This window comes from Dietzia sp. UBA5065 (assembly GCA_002415925.1).
In the GTDB taxonomy this organism is placed as follows: domain Bacteria; phylum Actinomycetota; class Actinomycetes; order Mycobacteriales; family Mycobacteriaceae; genus Dietzia.
In genome coordinates this window covers 1-3,513 of the sequence record DIAZ01000025.1, presented here as the reverse complement: position 1 = coordinate 3,513, position 3,513 = coordinate 1, and the positions used below count along the sequence as shown (strand labels likewise).

Genomic DNA, 3,513 nt, shown 5'->3' with positions numbered 1-3,513 from the left:
ACCGTCGGCGGAGACATCCCGAAGCGGGGTCTCGGGCGCGGGGAGTGGACCAGGTCGACCGGCTGCTCGGGCCACGGGGCGATCTGGTTGGCCAGGTCTCCGGGCGTCGTGGGGCCGGCGCCCTCGCGCAGGGTGAGCCGGGCGATGAGGTCGAGGTCCGCGGGCACCCCGGCGGCCAGCTCCGAGGGCGCGGCGACCCCGCCGACGATCCGGGGGGCCGGGTCTAGCCCGGGCTCGGGGTAGCCGAACGGAGTGCGGATCGGCCATCGGGTGGTGAGGGCGGCATACGCGAGAGCCACCAGAGCCTCGGCATCGCGACGTGAGGCGAGCGCGGAGTCCGGCTCCTCGAGCTCGAACAGCGCTGCCTCGATGGCCAGCCCCCGGACCGTGACCCGGCCGGCGGGGCTACGCAGCACGTTGCGGGGCGTGAGCACCTGGTGGTGCAGGCCGAGCAGACGGGCTCGTTCGAGGACGACGGACACCTCGCCGACGATCCGGCGGACCTCGTCCGCGGGCAGGGCGCCCTCGGTGAGCAGGTCGGCCAAGGGGATGCCGTCCCCGGACTGCTCGACGACATATCGCAGCCCACCATCGGCCCCGACGTCGAGGATGCCGACCAGGCGGGGGTCCTCAAGCGCCGAGGCGCGGCGTGCGGCGTCGAGCACGGCGGGGGCCTGGGGCAGGCTGGCCGGAAGGCAGACGAGGGCGACCTCCCTCTCGAGGACGGTGTCCGTGGCGCTCCATCGCTCGGACCGGCCATCGACGCTCAGTCGTCGGTGGGCGACATAGCGCCCGCCGAGCAGCGAGCCCGGGCCCACACCGTGCACGTCTCGTCCCCTCACGTCGGTTTCCCGCCATCCTATGGCGCGGACCGAGCTCTCACCCGGCAGCGCCTGCTGCCACTCCGCTCCGCTTGCGGCGCAGGCTGCGGACCAGGCCGACGACGAAGAGCACCCCGTTGAGCCCGGCGAAGGCCCAACCCCACCACCCCGCAGGCGGGTTCGCCCGCAGCAGGATCTCGGCGGAGGTCCCCACCGTCGAGCCGTCGGGTGCCCGGAGCGAGGCGGTCATCGGCACCGGACCCGCGGCCAGCGCCCGGACCTCGACGCGGACGGTCGCCTTGCTGTGCGCCCCCACGGTGAGCGGCACCGGGGCGTCGAGGACGACCACCCGGGCGTTCTGCGGCTGGAGGACCAGCGAGAGCCCGCGAATCTCGGCGTCAAGGTCGTTGACGACGACGATCTGCACGGCGCCCTGCTCGGCGAGGAAGTTCAGCGTTCCGGGCAGGACCCGGACCCCGGTGGTCACGGTGGTCACCGTCGCGAGGGTCGCCGTGAGGTATGCCGCGTAGGCGCTGGACCCGCGCCATCTCGCCGACAGGGCCTGGTCGAGGCGGTCGTGCCACCGGGCGGCGAGCTCTGTGGCCGCCGCCTTGTCCGCCCCGAGCACCGGCGCGAGCCGGTCGACGTCCGGGGCGCTACGCAGCACCGCCGCCAGCGAGCTCGTGGTGAGCGCCGCCGCGGGGGCGACGCCGGGGCTACCCGAGGGAGCTCCGGCGGTCGCGGCCGTTGACTTCGGCGCGGCGGTCGCGGCGGCGAGCAGGGCGTCGCCTGAGCCGACGGTGACCCAGGGCGCGCTGGACACCGCCGTGAGCAGCCGGTTCAGGCCCTGCGGGTCCGGCGCAAACCCCCGGGCGGGCAGGATCGCGAAGGAGCGGGCGGTGCCGGCCTGTTCGTCGACGATGGCCAGGGTCTCGGCGAGGATCCGCTGGGTGGCCAGGGCGGCGCGCTCCGAGGTCGTCGCGCCGCTCAGCACCGCGCCGAGGGTGTCGTCGTAGGCGACGGTGACCAGCCCGGTTCCGCTCCGCCCGGGCGCGGTGACCGTGTAGCCGCTGCGCCCGGCCAGGGTCGACGCCGCCACCAAGGTGACGTCCGGGCCGGGGCTGGGGTACCCCGTGCTGAGCAGCCCGACCCGTCCGGCGGCGCGCAGCGTGCCGTCGACCGGCCACGCGGTTGTCACCGTCCGCTGCGGTGTCGCCCAGGAACGTCCCACCAAGGACTTCAGGTATGCCGACAGGCCGGCCCCGCCGCCCGAGGCCCCTAGGGCAGCGAGGTCCGGATCGGCATACGGAAGGGACCAGATGGCGGGGGAGGCAGCGGCGAGCCGGGCCGCGAAACCGGCCGCCAGGACGACGACGGGGTCGGTGCTGTCGGCGCCATCTTGCGGCGGAGTCGTGGCGCCGGGGGCCGGGCCGGTGCCGTCGGCGAGGAGCGTGGGCACCGGGCGGACGATGGCGGGGTCGAGCACCCAGGTGACCTGATGACCCTGCGCCGCGGCGACGAGCGCGTCTAAGGGGCTGCCGGGGCCGATGGCCGACTCCCAGGCGGCCTGCCGCACTCGGGCCTTGTCCGAGAACAGGTCCGGATCGGCGGGCGCGGTCACCGGCAGGAGCCAGGTCAGCGTGACCGGCTCGAACTCCTTGCGGGTGAAGACCGGGACGAAGGTGTGCAGGCTCGAGACCGGCTGGCCGGCGACGTCGCGGACGACCACGGCCAGGGGCACGGTCTGGAAGGCGCGGGTCGCGCCGAGCTGGCTGGCCGGGACGGTGAGGCGGACCGGGACCGTGCCGTTCGGCGCGGCGGCGGGGAGCGGGAAGCTCGCCACGACTTTGCCCGAAGGCGCGGTGGTGCCGTCGGCCCAGCGGGCGACGTCGCTGCGGGAGATCAGGCTCTGGTCGGCGCGGACGAGGTCGACCCGGCCGGCCGCCAGACCCGAGGCGCCGGCGACCACGCGAAGACTGACTGTCACGGTCTGGCCGGGCGTCGGCACCGCCGGGTCGACGGTGCCAAGCTCCACGTGGACGTCGGAGGTCTCGGCCGCGGCGGCCGGCATACCGGAAGGAGCGGCCAGCACGCCCACGGAGGTGAGCAGCGTCGCCGAGGCGAGCAGAAGGCCCGCGAGCAGGGGCCTGCGCCGGCGCCGGCCAGCGCTCACGCGGTGCCCGCCAGGCGCTCCCACGCCGCCTGAGCGATCCGCCGTTCGTTGGGGAAGGTGAGGTGGTTGGCGACCTCGTTGAGGGGGAACCAGGCGACGTCGATGGCCTCGCCGTCGGGGTCGTTCTCGGTGCCCAGCGCGCCGCCGGTGGCCTGGAGGAGGTAGTGGTGGACGACCTTGTGGATGCGACGGTCGTCGGCGACGAACCAGTAGTCGACGGTGCCGAGCTCGGTGAGGACCTCGGCGGTGATGCCGGTCTCTTCCGCGACCTCTCGGGCGGCGGTCTGGACGAGGGTCTCGCCGGGCTCGATGTGGCCCTTGGGGAGGCACCATTCGATGCGGCCGGCGCGGTTGCGGCGGGCGATGACGGCGATCCGGGCCCGTCCCTCGTGGACGTCGATGACCACGCCACCGGCGCACCGCTCCTCGACCGAGGGCAGGCGCCGCCCCGTTGGCGGGGGCGTCGGGGTGGTCACCCGCCTACTGTAACCAGCACCCTCCGTCACGGGGGGTTGCTCC

2 protein-coding genes and 1 pseudogene are annotated in these 3,513 nt (G+C 74.9%); all 3 read right to left on the bottom strand.

Annotated features, from left to right (window positions below):
* Positions 1 to 842 (bottom strand): annotated as a pseudogene (locus B4M60_RS02090) (hypothetical protein); the annotation flags it as partial.
* 37 nt (positions 843 to 879) lie between these two features.
* Positions 880 to 2,994: a DUF6049 family protein gene (locus B4M60_RS02085; protein WP_291079824.1), complete on the bottom strand. Its 2,115-nt coding sequence runs from the start codon at positions 2,992 to 2,994 to the stop codon at positions 880 to 882.
* Positions 2,991 to 3,470, bottom strand: a complete 480-nt coding sequence (locus B4M60_RS02080; RefSeq protein ID WP_291079822.1) for an NUDIX hydrolase — start codon at positions 3,468 to 3,470, stop codon at positions 2,991 to 2,993. The genes B4M60_RS02085 and B4M60_RS02080 overlap by 4 nt, the downstream gene beginning before the upstream one ends.
* Positions 3,471 to 3,513 lie beyond the last annotated feature (43 nt).